We start from the raw sequence: 14,623 nt of genomic DNA on the forward strand, positions 1-14,623 counted from the left end.
GATCCGGACGGGTGCACCGGCCCGCCGCACGGACGGCTCCACCGGCCCTCACACCCCGTGCGGCCGGATCACCGTCACTCCGCTGCCGGGCGCGGTGCCGAGCGACGCGAGCGCCTCCGGAACGGCGTCCAGACCGATCTCCTTCGTCACGAGGAGATCCGGGCGCAGCGACCCGGACGCGACCATCGCCATCATCTCCGGGTAGTCGTGGGCGGCCATGCCGTGGCTGCCGAGGATCTCCAGCTCCAGCGGCACGACCCGCTCCATCGGGAGCCGTACGCCATCGGGCAGCAGGCCCACCTGGATGTGACGGCCCTGACGGCGCAGGCACTGGACCGAGTTCACGCAGGTCACCGGGGAGCCGAGGGCGTCCAGCGAGAGGTGGGCGCCGCCGCCGGTCATCTCACGGACGGCTTCGGCCACGCCGCCGTCCGTGGCGGAGTCGGCCGCGCCGCTGTTCGGGGTGGTGTTGGGCGGGACCGGGGCGTTGACGCCACCGGGCAGTGTGGAGGCGTCGACACAGACCTCGGCGCCGACCGCCCGCGCCAGTTCCAAGGCCTCCGGCGACACGTCGACCGCGACCACCCGCGCCCCGCAGGCCGCGGCGATCATCACGGCGGACAGGCCCACCCCGCCGCAGCCGTGCACCGCGACCCACTCCCCCGCCCGCACCCGGCCCTGGCCCACCACCGCGCGGAAGGCGGTCGCGAACCGGCAGCCGAGACCGGCCGCGGTGGCGAAGGACATCGCGTCGGGCAGGGCCACCAGATTGGTGTCGGCGTACCGGAGCGGCACGTACTGCGCGAACGACCCCCAGTGCGTGAACCCGGGCTGCTCCTGCCGTTCGCACACCTGCTGCGCTCCCCGCGCGCACGCGGCGCAGCGGCCGCAGGCGCAGATGAAGGGCACGGTGACACGGTCCCCCGGGTGCCAGTTGGTGACGTCCGCGCCGACCGACTCGACGACACCGGCCAGTTCGTGGCCGGGCACATGCGGCAGCGTGATGTCGGCGTCGTGGCCCATCCAGCCGTGCCAGTCGCTGCGGCACAGCCCGGTCGCCTCGACGCGGATCACCGCACCGTCCTCCGCGGGCTCCGGTCGGGGCACCTCCCGTACGGCGAGCGGCTTCCTGAACTCCTCGAACACGACAGCACGCACCCGGCACTCCCCAGATCGGCACACGCGGTGGACCCCACAGCGCGGCCCACGCTATCCGGGCGACGCCGTCCGGCCGAGGGGGGCGATCGGCACCTGCGGCCCCTCGGACTCGTTCAGCCAGCGCCGCAGGACCTCGTGCACCTGCTCCGCCCCGATCAGTTCGGCGCCGCAGCTCACGGGCGGTGACAGCTCCAGCGGCGACAGCAGGAAGGGCTGGGACTGCTCGCCCCCGAGGCCGCCGTGGGACCCGATCTGCGCCTCGAAGGCGTGGACGGTGCCCGTCTCGGGGTCGTACATCGAGTTGACCATGATGTCCGCGACGTGCGGGAAGGAGTCGGTACGGCGCACGGCATCGGCCGCGCCTGCGCCGAACACCGCCAGCGGGCCGTCGTCGTCCAGCTCCGCGAGCGGGATCTCCACTCCGCCGGGGCCGAGGACCAACGAGCCGTGCTTCTCGCTGCGCACCAGAAGAAACCCGACGCCCGGGTGGCCGGCGAGCGTCCGCAGCAGGGCGGGGTGGCGGGCGTCGATCTCCTCCCGGCTGAGCCGCTCGGGCACGTCGGGAAAGGAGATCAGTGCGAGATTGCCGGAGGCGAGCACGATCGGTTCGGAGCTCGGTGCGGCGACTTCGTCCCCCTCCGCCAGTGGCCGGTGCAGAGCGGTGTGCAGGGTGTGGCGCGCCGCGTCCCGCGCTTCCGCGCCGCTCCTGGAGCGTTCGGCGCGCCGGGACACCGGCAGGCCGCAGCCGGCCCGGACGAGGTCCTTGAGGGTGAGACCGTAGGCGCCCTCGAAGGTCTGGCCCGGGCTCTGCCCGTGGTCGGACAGCAGCACGATCCGGTAGCCGCGCGGGGTGTGCTCGGAGACCCTGGCGATCAGGGCGAGCGAACGGTCGAGCCGCTCCAGGACCTGCATCGCGTCGCGGCTGTGGGGTCCCGAGTGATGGGCCACTTCGTCGTAGGCGACGAGGTCGGCGTAGACGGCGGTGCGCCCGGCGAGCATGTCACCGAGCACCGCGGCGACGACGACGTCGCGTTCCACGACGGTCGCGAACGCCCGGATGAAGGGGTAGAGACCGCCGCGGCCGATCCGCGGTGTGTCACCGCGCAGCCGCGCCCGCGTCGACTGGCGGATCTCACGGACCACTTCGGCGAAGAAGGCGCCGGCCGTGCGGACGGCGTTGGCGGGGTCGGAGAAGTAGGCGAAGTACCCGGCCCGGGAGCGGTTCGCCCTGCCACGCCTGGCGGCGATCGACAGCACCAGCGCGAGCTGGTCGGCGCCGCCGCTGAAGAGGTTGCCGCGGCTGGCTCCGTCGACGGTGAGCAACCCGCCGTCGCCGGTGCGCTCGATGGCGCGGCGCTGGAGCTCGGCCGCGCTGGCGGGCCGGTTGCTGACCATGACCCGGCGGGTGTCCTTCTCGTACCAGCGGAAGGCGGGGACGTCGTGGTTGCTGCCGTGCAGGATGGCGAGCTGGCTGGCGCCGGTCTGACTGGACCAGTCCGTACGCCAGGGGGTCAGCCGGTGGGTCGTGGCGAGCCACTCGGCGACGGTCGGCATCACACCGTCCTTGGCCGCGCGCTGGAGCACCTCGTGACCGACTCCGTCGAGCTGGAGGAAGACCGTGCCGTCGGCGGCGGTACGGCCGACGTCCTCACCGCGTCTTCGGCGGCGCCGGGTGGCGAGCCGGGAGAGCCGGCGCCGGTAGGCGTTGTCGTCGTGCACGGCGAGGGCCGTGGAGGTCGCGGAGGCGACGGCGGACATCACGGCGGCGACGAGGACCGCGGTCTCCGGGGCCGCCTCTCCGCCGCCGTCGGGGATCAGCCGGAGCGCGAGCAGCAGCAGGGAGCCGTTGAGGAAGAAGACCAACAGGCCGAGCAGGAGTGCCGGTACGAGCAGCAGCGCCCGTACCACCACCGGCCACACCAGCGCGCTGAGCAGACCGAAGGCGCCCGCGCCCCAGGCGGCCGTCACCGCGGTACGGGTGATGCTCTCGCCGTCCTCGGACTGGAGCCGGAAGTCGGGCAGCAGCCCGGCGAGAGCCAGCATCGTCAGTGTGGAGACCATCCACACGGCGACCACTCGCAGCAGGGTGCTCCCCGCCCTGCGCCATCGGCTTTCGACCACGCCGCTTCCACCTCACCCCTGGATCAGGTCTCCAGCGTGGCACAGCGGCGGTCACGATCCGCTCGCGCGTCCCCGCAGGCCGGGGCCGCGGGTCAGCGGCCGTTGTAGCCGGCGGTCGGCATGGAGAGCCTGCGATGGACGTCCGCCTTCATGGCCGCGTCGTAGACGGGCTCGTCCAGGCCCGCCGTCTCCAGCCGTACGCCACGGCGCTCGCACTCGGCGACGAAATCCCGCACCGACGTCAACGCCCGTGCCAGCACCCGGTCGTTGGGGGCGACGAAGAGATCCACCTCGCCGGCGTCCACATCGGCCCACAGCCCGCAGTGGTCGTGCCGCAGCCCGTAGAACAGCAGCTGGCGGGTGACGACCCCGCCCTTGTCGGCGGCCCAGCGGGCGCACATCGCGTGCTGACTGCGGGTGTCCACCAGGAACGGGTCGCTGTCGAGCTCCTCGAGGGGCGTCAGGCTGGCGATCGCCGCCACTCGTAAGGCATCCATCAACATCCCCCTGCGCTCTGCGGTCGCGCCGACCCTACTCCGGCCGGACCAGCTCCAGGGAGCGCGCACCGAGGCGCATCAGAGGGCGCGGCGGGAGCGGGCTGAGGGCTCGTGCGCCGGGACGCCCATGGCCTGCGGGGAACGACAGACCATGGGCGCCAGGCCTGCTCGGAACGACAGGCCATAGGCTCGGACGGGTACCCGCCCGCGAAACGGGCAGTGGTTCGCAGAACGGTCCTCGTGGTTCGCACAACGGGCCGACGTGGGCAGAAGGAGGCGCTGCGTGCCGGTGGAAGTCACCTGGTGGGGTCATGCCACCTGCACGGTCGAGGACTCCGGGGTCCGGGTGCTGACCGACCCGTTGTTCGTGCGCCGGCTCGCGCATCTGCGCAGGCGGCGCGGGGCCGTGCCGCCGCCGGAGGCCGCCGTCGCCGACGCGGTTCTCGTCTCCCATCTGCACTCCGACCATCTGCACCTGCCCTCACTGGCCAGGATCGCGCCGGGCACTCCGCTGATCGTGCCGGAGGGCGCGACGCGTTCCGTGCCGGGCCTGAAGCGGCTGCGGCTGCCGGTCACCGAGGTGCTCCCCGGTGACGAGGTACCGGTCGGCGACGTGGTGGTGCGGGCGGTGTCCGCCCTGCACGACGGACGGCGGTTGCCGGTCGGTCCGCACCGGTCGCCCGCGCTCGGCTATGTGATCACCGGTGAGGCCCGCACCTACTTCGCCGGGGACACCGGACTCTTCGACTCGATGGCGGACGAGGTCGGTCCGGTCGATGTGGCACTGCTGCCGGTCGGCGGCTGGGGTCCCTACCTCGGGCACGGGCATCTGGACGCGCACCGGGCCGCCGAGGCACTGGTCGCCCTCGCGCCGGGTGCCGCGGTGCCGGTGCACTACGGCACGTACTGGCCGATCGGCCTGGACGGCGTCCGCCCGCACGAGTTCTACGCCCCGGGCGAGGAGTTCCTCCGCAAGGCGGCGCGGATCGCACCGAAGGTGGCCGTGCACCGGCTCGGCCACGGTGAGCGGGTCAGACCGGAGGCGAGGCGGTGAGCTCGAAGGCCGCGGAGCTGTTCGGGCAGCTGTCGGACTTCGTGGCCCAGTTGCCGCCGGAGTCCACCCAGCAGGCCGTCACCTATCCCTCGCTGTTCCTGCTGGTGGCGCTGGGAGCCCTGGTGCCCGTGGTGCCGACGGGGGCGGTGGTGAGCTCCGCGGCGGTGGTGGCCTTCCATCAGACGTCCCCGCTGAGCCTGCTGTTCGTCTTTCTGGTGGCGTCGTTCGCCGCGTTCCTGGGCGATGTGACGCTGTACTGGCTCGGGCAGCGCGGCGTCGGGTCCAAGAACGGCTCGCGCTGGCTGGCCGCGCTCCGCGACCGCGCGGCGCCGGAGCACCTCGAACAGGCGCAGAGCAAGCTGGAGGACCACGGGGTGGCCGTCCTGGTGCTGTCGCGGCTGGTACCGGCGGGGCGCATCCCGGTGATGCTGGCCTGTCTGCTGGCCAAGATGCCGTTGCGCTCGTTCGTGCGGGGTGACATCCCGGCGTGCCTGGCATGGGCGGCGACGTACCAGCTGATCGGGATACTCGGCGGCTCGCTGTTCGACGAACCGTGGAAGGGCGTGGTCGTCGCGGTGGCGCTGACGGTGGTGCTCAGCGGGGCGCCGCCGCTGTGGCGCCGGTGGCGCCGGAAGGGGCACCGGCCGGGGTCGTCGGGGCAGCATGCGTAGAGGCTCTCGGGTCGGGTCACGGCCGTCCCACAGGCACCTGCGAGGGTCCCGTCAGCCGGCGTCCAGCACCCGCGATCCGCCGACCGGCAGGTCCCACAGCTGCTCGCGCGGCCGGCCGGTCCGCTCCCACGCGGCGCGCACCCGGACGAGCGGTTCGAGGACGGGTTCCGCCGAAAGGACGAACGTCCCCCAGTGCATCGGGGCCATGTGCCGCGCTCCGAGATCCTCGAGGGCGCGCACGGCCTCCTCCGGATCGGTGTGCACATCGCTGAGCCACCAGCGCGGGGCGTAGGCACCGATGGGCAGGAGCGCGAGATCGAGACCGGGGTGGCGGCGGCCGATCTCGCGGAACCAGTGGCCGTAGCCGGTGTCGCCGGCGAAGTACACGGACCGGCCCAGCCGGTCGCCGAGCACCCAGCCGCCCCACAGCGAGCGGCAGGTGTCGACGAGTGTCCGTTTGGACCAGTGGTGGGCCGGTACGAAGTCGAAGCGGACGCCGTCCAGCTCCGCGCCCTCCCACCAGTCGAGCTCGGTCACCCGGGTGAAGAGCCGGCGGCGGAACCAGCGGCCGAGGCCGGCGGGGGCGAAGACCGGTGTGTGCCGCGGCAGTCTCTTCAGGGTCGGAGCGTCCAGATGGTCGAAGTGGTTGTGGCTGATGACCACGGCGTCGACGGGCGGCAGGTCCTCCCAGCGCACCCCGACGGGGGTGACCCGGGCCGGGGTGCCGAAGATCCGGCGGGACCACACGGGGTCGGTCAGCACGGTGAGCCCGCCGATGCGCAGCACCCAACTGGCGTGTCCGGCCCAGGTGACGGCGACGGTGGTGGCGTCGACGGCGGGCAGCGGACCGGGTTCGAAGGGCAGCAGAGGGATGTCCTGGAGGCCGTCCCGGCCGGGACGCACCGCGCCCTCACGGGCGAGGCGGGCCATGGCCCGTACCCCGGGCAGCGGAGCGGTCAGGCGGTCGGCGAACGAGCGGGGCCAGTGACGGATCTCGCCGATCGGACGGGTCCGGAGCTGCGGCCGTACGCCGGCGGTCAGGGACGCGGTGGGCTCCGGGGTGGTGAGGGCCGGTCCCGTCGCCCCCGCACGGTCCGCCGCCCCGGGCGCCTGGTCGTCGGTCCGGTCTGCCTGTCCCGAGTGCTCCGCCTGTTCGGTCTGTTCCGTCATCCGGGGCTCCGTTCAACGCAGTTCGTCGAAGGCCGTTCCAAGAATGCTCAATGCCCTGGATACGTGCGGCAATTCCAGGGGCGCCGGTGAGGTGAGGGATGCCTGACGCTGTTCGGGGCCGGCGCCCAGCAGCGGCCCCGCGGCCAGCCGCACCCGCAGCTCACCCAGCTCGTCGCCGAACCGGTGCCCGCCGGGCGCGGGTGACCCGAGACGGTCGCTCAGATACTCCTCGAGCTCCATGGAGTCGGTCACACCCAGCCGGGCGAGGGGGGCGCGCAGCGGGCCGAGGTCGGCGTAGAGATGCCGGCCGGCCTGCGGCGGGCGGGCGACCGCTCCGGAGACGAGCACGGCGTGGTGCATCGCGGTGGTCACCGCCCCGTACAGCCCGGCCGCCTGCTCCGACCTGGTGACGACGGGCGCGGGCTCGTCCAGTGCCAAGGCGGCGGCGGCCGCGACGGGTTCCGCCACCACGGCGCCGAGGGCGGTGAGGATGTCGAGGGTTCTGGCGCGCCGGGCGGCCCCCTGGTCCGTCGGGGGGAACCGGGCGACGGCGACCGGCCACGAGGCGGGCATCAGCCCGCCGGCCAGATCGCTGAGCACGGTGACCTCTCCCGGGCACATCTCCGCCGGGCTCACCAGCACCGTCTCGTGCGGCCGGTGGAGGGTGTCCCGCCAGGTCTCGTCGCTGATGATGAGCAGGCCCTCGGCGACGGCAGCCTCGCAGGCCTCGCGCATGAGCTCGGGCGGCGCCACGGTCGCGGTGGGGTCGTCGGCGACGGAGAGCAGCAGCAGCCCCGGGTCGCCGCCCTCCGCCCGCACCCGTCGCACGGTCTCCAGCAGCGCGTACGGGTCGGGCACGCCGCCGCACTCCGCCGGGGTCGGCACGTGGTAGGCGGGCCGGCCGAGGAGCCGGGCCTGCGGGGTCCACCATGCGGGGCAGGGCCGGGGCAGCAGCACGTCCCCGCGGTGGGCGGCGATGAGGGCGAACAGCAGGGGCTGAGGGCCGGAGGCGGCGACGACCTCGTCGGACCGGCTGCGCAGCCCGCGCCGCGACCAGTAGCCGCAGGCCGCTTCCCGCAGCTCGGGGCCGCCGCCCGGCGGCTCGCCCACGGGCCGTGCGGCCGCCGCGGCGGTCGCCTCGGCGAGCTCGGGCAGGACGGGGAGTCCCGGTTCGGGCGCCGGCGGTCCGTAGCGGACAGGTCCGCGGCCTTCCGGCTCCGTCCGCTGCATGCCGCCGCCTCCGCCGTTCGTGTCCCGAGGGCCCGCCCGGCCCACGAGCCCTTTATACGGAGGTTTGCCCGAGCCCGCCGTGCGGGAGAGCCGGTCCGCGCGAACGCAGCAGGGGCGTCAGACGACGGTGACGGGATGGCGGACCACCGCGTCGAAGAGATAGCCCTGGGTGTTGTGGACCGACCGCGCCGGCTGGGTGTTGCCCGAGCGGTCCGTCGTCCGGGCGAGCAGTTCGGCCGGGCCGGTGCGGCGCGGCCTCCAGTCGGCGGTCCAGCGGACCCAGCCGTCGCGCCGTGGAGTGTCGCGCAGCCGGGTCCGGCGCCAGTGGCTCCCGCCGTCGGTGCTGATCTCGACCTCGCGCACCGGGGCGGCGGCCGACCAGGCCCGGCCGGTCAGCCGATGGGTCCGGCCCGCTTCGAGGGTCGCGCCGAAGGGCAGCTCGATGGCGCTCTTGATCGTCTGGCGAGTGAGCGGAGCACTGCCGCCGGGCGGGTGTGCGGGCCCGAAGAGGCGGTAGAAGTCCGTGTTCCACGGCGAGGCGAGCGGTGTGTCGCTGACCTCGATGTCCCCCAGCCATTTGATCGAGGCGATCCCGATCCAGGAGGGGACGATCACGCGGACGGGAAAGCCGTGGTCGTACGGCAGGGGTTCACCGTTCATCTCGTACGCGAGGATGACGTCGTCGAGCGCCTTGGCGAGCGGCAGCGGGCGCCGCACCCGGCCGAGGTCGACGCCGCTGCTGACGAAGGGGTCGTCCAGACCGCGCGGCATGACGTCCACCGCGGACGAGGAGACCCCGGCGTGGTGCAGGACGTCCCGCAGCCGGACCCCGCGCCAGCGCGCCGCTCCGATGGCACCGAGCGTCCAGGCGGTTCCCGTGACCGTCTCGCCCTGCTGGGTGGTGTAGAAACTGCGGCCGTTGCCGGCGCACTCGACGACCGCGGTCCGGGTGACCGAGGGCAGGGACCGGAGCCGGCCGTAGCTGAAGTCGACCGGGCGGCGGCCGTGCAGTCCGCTGCCCCAGACCGTCAGCTTCCAGTCGCTCTCCGCGATCCGTGGGGTGGAGGTGTGGTTCCGCACGAAGAAGTGGTCGGCGGGGGTGAGCAGACCGGTGGCACGCAGCGCCGCGGGGTTGGTCTCGGCGTTGGTGCCGCGCACGGTGAAGATCTCCGGTGGGAGCGGCTTGAGAATGCCGGGGGCGGCAGGGGCCGCGGGAGCAGCCGCGGCGGGGGCGACGGCCGGCAGGTGGGCCGCGGCGGGTGCGGTGACGAGCAGTCTCAGCAGGTCACGACGGTTCAGGGCAGAAATCACCACAAACTCCTCGAAATCAAGAAGGCGTCAGAGGCAGGGGTGCTGGTCGAACGGAACGCCGGTGAGGCGGAAGAGACGCGAAGGCCGGAGGAATCCGGGAAGCGCGTCCGGAATCAACAGGGACAGGAGGACCGCGGGCGGCGCGAAGAAGCGGCCGGGAGCGCGCGGTTGTGCCTGTCGACGACCATGCCCCTGATCGTAGGCGGTGGAAGTCCTTGCGTCGGGGTGTTCGCGGATGCCGGACGGACAGGTGCCCGATGGCGGACGTTCAGCGTGGCGGACCCGTCCACGGGGTACCCGCGACCCATGTCTGACGCTCATACACAGGTGAACCCTCAGCTCCGGGACAGAATCTCGGCGCTGCTCAGCAGCTGGGACCGGCAGATTTTCAGCACCGTGGCCGCCCGGGAGTGGCCGGGTGCCGAGCCGGTGCTGCCACGGCTGAGCCGCAGCGCCAACCACGGACTGCTCTGGTTCGGTGCGGCGGCAGGGATGGTCGCGCTGGGGCGCAGCCCCCGCTCCCGCCGGGCCGCCGTGCGCGGGGTGGCGTCCCTGGCACTGGCCTCGGCCACCATCAACACGGTCGCGAAGCGGTCGGTGCGCCGGGCGCGGCCGATGCTGGACGCGGTGCCGGTGATACGGCAGCTGAAGCGGCAGCCCTTCACGACGTCCTTCCCGTCCGGGCACGCCGCCTCGGCCGCCGCCTTCGCGACCGGTGTCGCCCTGGAGTCCAAGAGCTGGGGCGCGATCATCGCCCCCGCTGCGGTCTCGGTGGCGTTCTCCCGTATCTACACGGGCGTGCACTACCCGAGCGACGTCCTGGTGGGGGCGGCGCTGGGCGTCGGGGCGGCCTTCGCCGTCCGCGGGGTGGTGCCGACCAGGTCCCAGCTGCCGCCGCCCGGCCGGCCGCAGACCAGCGCGCCCGTACTGCCCGGCGGCGACGGCCTGGTGGTCGTGGTCAACCGCCAGTCGGGATCGGCGGACTCGTCGCACCTGCTGCAAGAGGCGCTGCCGATGGCCGAGGTCGTGGAGTGCGAACCGGAGGATCTGCACGCGGAGCTGGAGAAGGCGGCCGGACGCGGACAGGCGCTGGGCATCTTCGGCGGCGACGGCACCATCAACCGGGCGGCTGTCGTGGCCGCGCACCGCGGTGTGCCGTTGGCGGTCTTCCCCGGCGGTACGTTCAACCACTTCGCCTACGACCTCGGCATCGAGTCGGTCCACGACACATGCCGAGCGCTCGCGGGCGGCGAGGCCGTCAAGGTCGACCTCGGCCGCTTCACGCCCGGCCCGCCCGCAGCCCAGGGCAAGGAGCGCTCCGGATACTTCCTCAACACCTTCAGCCTGGGCGTCTACCCGGAACTGGTCCGCATCCGCGAACACTGGTCGCCGCGGATCGGCGGCTGGCCGGCGGGGGTGCTCGCGGCGCTGGTCGTCCTGCGCGGCGAGCATCCTCTGGAGGCCGACGTCCAGGGTCGCCGGCGCCCGATGTGGCTGCTGTTCGCCGGCAACGGCATGTACCAGCGCATGGGGCCGACGCCCGGGCACCGGCAGGATCTCGCCGACGGACTGCTGGACGTACGCGTCGTGCACGGCGGCCGGTGGCCGGGCGTGCGCCTGCTGGCGGCGGCACTCGCGGGACCGCTGAGCCGGTCGCCGGTGCACGCGGCCCAGAAGCTGCGCAGGGTCCGCATCACGGGCCTGGCGCCGGGCACTCCGCTGGCGTTCGACGGTGAAGTGACCGAGGCCCCCGGTGAGTTGGTCATCGACAAGGCGGCGGAGGCGCTCACGGTCTACCGGCCGCAGGCGCTTCTGTGACGTCGGGCGGGCAAGGGCTCACGTCGAGGAGCGTGAGCTCGGCGGCGCGTCGTGCGAACCCGGCGGCGCGTCGTGCGAACCCGGCGGCGCGTCGTTCGCGCTCACAGGCGCGTCGCGCGCGGCGGGGAGTTCCCGACCCAGGCGGGCGAGTGGGGACACAGCCATCACCGCCGGGGACAGCATCATGCCCGCGGCCGTCACCAGCAGGCTGGTGCGCAGTCCCCACTCCTGTGCCAGGAATCCGCCGAGCAGAGAACCGAGCGGGGTCAGTCCCATGCCGACAAACGTGATCGTCGCGGCCGCGCGGCCCTGCATCCCGGCCGGAGTGACGGCCTGCCGGACGGCCATGACCGTGACGTTCACCAACTGGCCGCCGAGCCCGAACACGAAGCCGGCCGCGAGGAGTACGGGAATCGTCACCGCGGAGGAGCCGCGCAGCGCGGGCACGCACAGGAACACGCCGTCGCCGAGTACCGCCGCACACACGAGCACCACGCCGTGGCCGAACCGGCTCGGCAGGCGGGCCGCCAGCAGCGCGCCCAGCAGCGCGCCGGGTCCCGCCGCCGCGAGTACCAGCCCTACGACCGTGCCCGACAGGTGCAGTTCCCGCGGCAGGAAGAGCAGATAGACGGTCATCATGGCCGCGAAGGAGAACTGGAAGGCGGCCGAGGCCAGGCACACGGCCCGCAGTGCGGTGTCGCCGGCGACGAATCGCAGGCCCTCCTGGATCCGCCGCCAGAGGCGTGGGGGACGTTCCGCGCGTTCCGGGACGGATTCGGAGCGGCGGATCCGCCGGATCGACAGGAACGACAGCGCGAAGAACAGTGCGTTGGAGGCGGTGGCGAGCGGCGCCGACAACAGGGTCACCAACGCACCGCCGAGAGCGGGACCGGCGATCTGCGCCGCGGACCGGCTGCCCTCCAGCGCGCTGTTGCCTCGCACCAGTCGGTCGCGTTCCACCAGCCGTACGAGAGACGCCTGGTAGGCCACGTCGAAGAACACGGACAGGGTCCCGACGGCGAAGGCGAGCGCCGTCAACGCGGGCAGGCCGAGCACGCCGAAGAGGCCGGCCACGGCGGCGGCGCCCAGGACGAGAGCCCGGCCGACGTCCGTGAGCACCATCGTCGTACGGGTCCGCCATCTGTCGACCCACGCGCCGGCGAAGAGCGAGAGCAGCAGGATCGGCGCCTGCCCCACCGCGCGAAGGGCGCCCAGTTGGCCGGCGCTGGCGTCGAGTGTCACGACGGCGAAGAGCGGCAGGATCACCAGATGGGCGTGTTCGCCGAGTTGGGAGGCTGTCTGCCCCATCCAGAGTCTGCGGAAGTCGGCGTCCCGCCACAGGCTCGACGGAGCAGGCCGGCCGGAATCGGATGCGGCGGAGGATGCGGACGGCACGGGGATCCCTCGGGTTGCCGACAACGAGGCCCGTCACCCGGCGCGTCTCAGGCGCACCGGTTCGGGCAGGGGAAGGCTCGCTGTGCCGCAACGTCAAGGGCAGCACGCGATGACAGGCCGGTCACGGCCTACAACGTCAACGCGCGCTCGGACGACCGGGCATCTCTGGCTCCTCGTGGGTGGCTCGCTGCGCCGGAACCCTAGCCTTCCCGAGCCCGACGCAAAAGGCGGCCTCGCTCGCCCCTCCTGGATACGGGTGAGGGGGCGTCCACCGCGGTGGACGCCCCCTCACCTGTCCGCGCACCCCCGTTGCCGGGTCGGGGACTTGCCTCGGAGACCTACTCCTTCTCGCGTGCGTGCGGCACGGCCGGCGGTGTGACGGGCGGCGGGCCGACCGGGCTCCCGGCGGGCGGTACGACCGGGGGCGCCTCCGGCATGGGCGGCTCCTCGACCACCGCCGGGGTTCCGGTCGTCCCGGCGACGGCCGCATCCGGTCCCGGCTTCGCGGCGCGCTTCATCATCTCGGCCGCGGCCAGCAGCAGAACGGCGACGATCAGGGCGGCCGCCCAGCCGGGTATCACGAGGGCGAGCGCGAGGACGGCGCAGGCGACGACCGCCGCACCGCCGTAGAGACCGGCGGCACTGGCGCCCGCGTACATACGGGCGGCGTGCCGCTGCTTCCTGGTCTGCTCGCGCAACTCGTCCTTGAGGGCGTCCCGGACGACCTGCGCCACATTCTGAGCCGCGAGATCCGACAGGTTCGTGTCCATGGGGCGCGGGTACCCGGCGGCCTCGGTGCCTAACGCGCCACGCCCGGTCCGCGTCCATCATGCAAGACGCGGGTCTCAATATGCGGCGCAGCGCCCTAGGCTGTTCTCATCATCCGGGGCAGTTCGCACCAGAGGAGATCCGGCCATGCCGCAGGAGACCGCCGTCTACACCCACGGTCACCACGAGTCCGTACTGCGCTCGCACACCTGGCGCACCGCGGCCAATTCGGCCGCCTACCTCCTCGACGAGCTGCATCCCGGCATGAGGATCCTCGACATCGGCTGCGGCCCGGGGACCATCACCGCCGACCTGGCGGCCCTGGTCCCCGAGGGCCATGTCACGGGCGTGGACCTGGCCGCGGACATCGTCGGCAAGGCCCGTGAGCTGGCGGCCGAACGCGGGCTGGGCAACACGGACTTCACCGTCGCCGACGTCCACGCACTGGACTTCCCCGACGACTCGTTCGACGTCGTCCATGCCCATCAGGTGCTTCAGCACGTGGGTGACCCGGTCCAGGCGCTGCGCGAGATGCGACGGGTGTGCCGCCCCGGCGGCACGGTCGCCGCGCGCGACAGCGACTACGGCACCTTCACCTGGTTCCCCGAGACACCTCTGCTGGAGGAGTGGCTGGACCTCTACCGTCGGGTCGCACGGGCCAACGGCGGTGAGCCCGACGCCGGCCGGCAGCTGCTGTCCTGGGCGCGCGCCGCCGGCTTCGACGAGGTCACCGTCACCGCCTCGGCGTGGTGTTTCGCCGGAGGGCAGGACCGGGCGTGGTGGAGCGGGCTGTGGGCGGACCGGACGACGGCGTCGGTGTATGCCGAACTCGCGGTCGACGGCGGTCACACCACCGCCGACCGGCTGAAGGCCATCGCCGAGGGCTGGCGCGCGTGGGGCTCGCACGAGGACGCCTGTTTCCTCGTGCCGCACGCCGAGGTGCTCTGCCGGGCCTGAACGCCCCGCGGTGGACCGCCATCCCCGCAAGCCCGACCGGCGCCGCGGATCCTCGCATCACGCCCTCAATCGGGCAACTGATTCCACCTCCCCGCCCCCTTTACTAGGCTCTGCCTATGGAGATCCTGGGAACCACGCTGCGCATCTGCGTCGACGACCTGGAGGCCGCGGCGGCCTTCTACCAACGCCTCACCGGCACCGAGCCGATGCGCTTCGAGCGCGGCGGTGTCTCGGTCGCGGCCGTCGGCTGCTTCCTGCTGATGAGCGGCCCCGAGTCGGAGCTCGAAGTGCTGCGCAAGGTGACGGCGACGATCGCGGTCGCCGACGTGGACGATGCGTACGCCACCCTCTCCCAGGTCGGCGCACAGGTCGTGGCCGGACCGGTCCCGACCCCCGCGGGCCGCAATCTGATCGCCGTTCACCCCGACGGCGCGGTCTTCGAGTACGTCGACCGCAAGGCGGTCTGAGCACCG

General features: G+C 73.2%; 13 protein-coding genes. 5 read left to right on the top strand and 8 right to left on the bottom strand.

Features of this window, described 5'->3' with window-relative positions:
- Positions 1-48: 48 nt before the first annotated feature.
- The 3 genes from RPQ07_RS07075 to RPQ07_RS07085 form a co-directional block, all read right to left on the bottom strand.
- A complete protein-coding gene (locus RPQ07_RS07075) occupies positions 49-1,158 on the bottom strand; it encodes a zinc-dependent alcohol dehydrogenase family protein (protein WP_313943190.1) in 1,110 nt (369 codons plus the stop codon).
- 51 nt (positions 1,159-1,209) lie between these two features.
- Positions 1,210-3,279 (bottom strand): alkaline phosphatase family protein, encoded by a 2,070-nt coding sequence (locus RPQ07_RS07080; RefSeq protein WP_413777708.1) that lies wholly within the window; start codon positions 3,277-3,279, stop codon positions 1,210-1,212.
- A gap of 92 nt (positions 3,280-3,371) precedes the next feature.
- Entirely contained in the window at positions 3,372-3,776 is a 405-nt protein-coding gene (locus RPQ07_RS07085) for a hypothetical protein (protein ID WP_313943191.1), read from the bottom strand.
- 283 nt (positions 3,777-4,059) lie between these two features.
- On the opposite strand from RPQ07_RS07085, the gene RPQ07_RS07090 reads away from it, so the two are divergent.
- Both RPQ07_RS07090 and RPQ07_RS07095 read left to right on the top strand, forming a co-directional pair.
- Positions 4,060-4,830 (top strand): MBL fold metallo-hydrolase, encoded by a 771-nt coding sequence (locus RPQ07_RS07090; RefSeq protein WP_313943192.1) that lies wholly within the window; start codon positions 4,060-4,062, stop codon positions 4,828-4,830.
- Positions 4,827-5,501 carry a DedA family protein gene (locus tag RPQ07_RS07095; RefSeq protein ID WP_391837787.1) on the top strand — a complete coding sequence of 225 codons (675 nt, stop codon included), beginning with the start codon at positions 4,827-4,829 and terminating at the stop codon, positions 5,499-5,501. Before RPQ07_RS07090 ends, RPQ07_RS07095 begins: the two co-directional genes overlap by 4 nt.
- 51 nt (positions 5,502-5,552) lie before the next feature.
- Here the strand turns inward: RPQ07_RS07095 and RPQ07_RS07100 are convergent, their stop codons facing one another.
- The 3 genes from RPQ07_RS07100 to RPQ07_RS07110 all read right to left on the bottom strand — a co-directional run bounded on the left by RPQ07_RS07100 (position 5,553) and on the right by RPQ07_RS07110 (position 9,212).
- Positions 5,553-6,671, bottom strand: coding sequence for an MBL fold metallo-hydrolase (locus tag RPQ07_RS07100; protein WP_313943193.1), 1,119 nt, complete (start codon positions 6,669-6,671; stop codon positions 5,553-5,555).
- 12 nt (positions 6,672-6,683) lie between these two features.
- Positions 6,684-7,901, bottom strand: coding sequence for an aminotransferase class I/II-fold pyridoxal phosphate-dependent enzyme (locus RPQ07_RS07105; protein WP_313943194.1), 1,218 nt, complete (start codon positions 7,899-7,901; stop codon positions 6,684-6,686).
- 117 nt (positions 7,902-8,018) lie between these two features.
- Positions 8,019-9,212: a sulfite oxidase gene (locus RPQ07_RS07110; protein ID WP_313943195.1), complete on the bottom strand. Its 1,194-nt coding sequence runs from the start codon at positions 9,210-9,212 to the stop codon at positions 8,019-8,021.
- A gap of 306 nt (positions 9,213-9,518) precedes the next feature.
- Here RPQ07_RS07110 and RPQ07_RS07115 point away from each other — a divergent pair, with 306 nt between their 5' ends.
- Entirely contained in the window at positions 9,519-11,030 is a 1,512-nt protein-coding gene (locus RPQ07_RS07115) for a bifunctional phosphatase PAP2/diacylglycerol kinase family protein (RefSeq protein ID WP_313943196.1), read from the top strand.
- An 18-nt stretch (positions 11,031-11,048) separates the two neighbouring features.
- On the opposite strand, the gene RPQ07_RS07120 is transcribed toward RPQ07_RS07115, so the two are convergent.
- Together RPQ07_RS07120 and RPQ07_RS07125 are read right to left on the bottom strand one after the other, a co-directional pair.
- Positions 11,049-12,425 (bottom strand): MFS transporter, encoded by a 1,377-nt coding sequence (locus tag RPQ07_RS07120; RefSeq protein WP_313943197.1) that lies wholly within the window; start codon positions 12,423-12,425, stop codon positions 11,049-11,051.
- Between the two features lie 338 nt (positions 12,426-12,763).
- Complete coding sequence (locus tag RPQ07_RS07125; RefSeq protein WP_313943198.1) at positions 12,764-13,195, bottom strand: phage holin family protein; 432 nt, start codon at positions 13,193-13,195, stop codon at positions 12,764-12,766.
- 145 nt (positions 13,196-13,340) lie between these two features.
- On the opposite strand from RPQ07_RS07125, the gene RPQ07_RS07130 reads away from it, so the two are divergent.
- Together RPQ07_RS07130 and RPQ07_RS07135 are read left to right on the top strand one after the other, a co-directional pair.
- On the top strand, positions 13,341-14,150 hold the full coding sequence (locus tag RPQ07_RS07130; protein WP_313943199.1) for a methyltransferase domain-containing protein: 810 nt from the start codon (positions 13,341-13,343) through the stop codon (positions 14,148-14,150).
- 116 nt (positions 14,151-14,266) lie between these two features.
- The gene (locus tag RPQ07_RS07135; RefSeq protein ID WP_313943200.1) at positions 14,267-14,617 is read left to right on the top strand and encodes a VOC family protein; all 351 of its coding nucleotides are present in this window, start codon (positions 14,267-14,269) and stop codon (positions 14,615-14,617) included.
- Positions 14,618-14,623 lie beyond the last annotated feature (6 nt).

Source organism: Streptomyces sp. AM8-1-1 (assembly GCF_032229325.1).
In the GTDB taxonomy this organism is placed as follows: Bacteria; Actinomycetota; Actinomycetes; order Streptomycetales; family Streptomycetaceae; genus Streptomyces; species Streptomyces achmelvichensis.

Coding starts and splice junctions, on each gene's coding strand:
- RPQ07_RS07135 (WP_313943200.1), top strand. CDS start 14,267: ATGGAGATCCTGGGAACCACGCTGCGCATCTGCGTCGACGACCTGGAG.
- RPQ07_RS07130 (WP_313943199.1), top strand. CDS start 13,341: ATGCCGCAGGAGACCGCCGTCTACACCCACGGTCACCACGAGTCCGTA.
- RPQ07_RS07125 (WP_313943198.1), bottom strand. CDS start 13,195: ATGGACACGAACCTGTCGGATCTCGCGGCTCAGAATGTGGCGCAGGTC.
- RPQ07_RS07085 (WP_313943191.1), bottom strand. CDS start 3,776: ATGGATGCCTTACGAGTGGCGGCGATCGCCAGCCTGACGCCCCTCGAG.
- RPQ07_RS07115 (WP_313943196.1), top strand. CDS start 9,519: ATGTCTGACGCTCATACACAGGTGAACCCTCAGCTCCGGGACAGAATC.
- RPQ07_RS07100 (WP_313943193.1), bottom strand. CDS start 6,671: ATGACGGAACAGACCGAACAGGCGGAGCACTCGGGACAGGCAGACCGG.
- RPQ07_RS07105 (WP_313943194.1), bottom strand. CDS start 7,901: ATGCAGCGGACGGAGCCGGAAGGCCGCGGACCTGTCCGCTACGGACCG.